General features: G+C 73.0%; 2 protein-coding genes. Both read right to left on the reverse strand.

Features of this window, described 5'->3' with window-relative positions; all coding sequences use genetic code 11:
• Positions 1-383, reverse strand: a 383-nt coding sequence (locus KBY47_RS36185; RefSeq protein WP_308405428.1) for an ABC transporter substrate-binding protein, incomplete at its 3' end; no start/stop codon positions are given.
• Positions 376-930 (reverse strand): GNAT family N-acetyltransferase, encoded by a 555-nt coding sequence (locus tag KBY47_RS36190; RefSeq protein ID WP_210928881.1) that lies wholly within the window; start codon positions 928-930, stop codon positions 376-378. The genes KBY47_RS36185 and KBY47_RS36190, both read right to left, overlap by 8 nt.
• Between the last annotated feature and the right edge of the window lie 70 nt (positions 931-1,000).

Here is a 1,000-nt window from a genome sequence, read left to right on the forward strand (position 1 = left end):
GCGGGCTCGGCCTCGGTGGCCCGGGCGAGCGATGCGGCAACGGCGGACGCGGTGACCTCGGTACCGTCCTGGAAGTTGGCGTCGCGCAGGGTGAACACCCAGGCCCGCTCACCGTCCTGCCGCCAGGACGAGGCGAGCGCGGGGACGGCCGTCCCGTTGGCGTCGAGGGCGGTCAGCCCCTCGGTGACGCCGAGCCTGCTGAGGATGGTGGCGTCGGCGCCGTACGGGGAGAGCCGTTCGGCGGGCGGAAAGGCGAGGGCGACACGCAGCCGCGAGCCGTCACCTCCGGCGGAGTCGTCCGAGGCCCCGCCGGAGGCGAAGCACCCGGCGAGGAGAGGCAGGACCAGCAGTACGGCGCTGAACCGCGACAGGCGTTCACGCACGCCGCTCACCCCCGACGAGGGGAACCTCGAAGTGCACGACCTCGTTGCCCGGGCCGCCCGGATCCTCCCGCTCGTCGTGCACGGCCTTCCCGACCGACCGCCAGAACGCCTCGGCGCCGGGCACGGACGGATCGGTGTGCAGATAGACGGCCCGGTACCCGCCGTCCGCCGCCACGAAGTCGAGCAGCGCGTCGACAAGCTGCCGGGCGATGCCCTGCCGACGGTGCTCGGGCCGGACGTACACGCGTCGCAACTGGGCGGTACGCCCGGAGGGGTACCGCTCGGCTACATGCCGGGGGTTCGGCGGATGCGCGGGCCCGCGCGAGTCGACGGCCCCCGTACCGACCACGCTCCCGTCCCGCCGGTCCACCGCCACGAGGAGGGTGTGCCGGGGCGGGGCGAGGTAGGCGGCGGCCGGGTCGATGATGTCGCCGTGCCAGCGGGGCACGTATCCCGTACCGAAGTCGCGGTAGACGGTGTCGAGCATGACGGCCCGGGCGGCGTCGAGGTCTTCGGGGTCGGCTGGCTTTATGCAGTAGTCACGCACTTGCGCATCATATGCATTAAGCCCGGGAGTGGATCACGGAGGGGCCCCGCTGGCACGGCGACATCATCGA

Source organism: Streptomyces sp. B93, assembly GCF_018070565.1.
Taxonomy (GTDB): domain Bacteria; phylum Actinomycetota; class Actinomycetes; order Streptomycetales; family Streptomycetaceae; genus Streptomyces.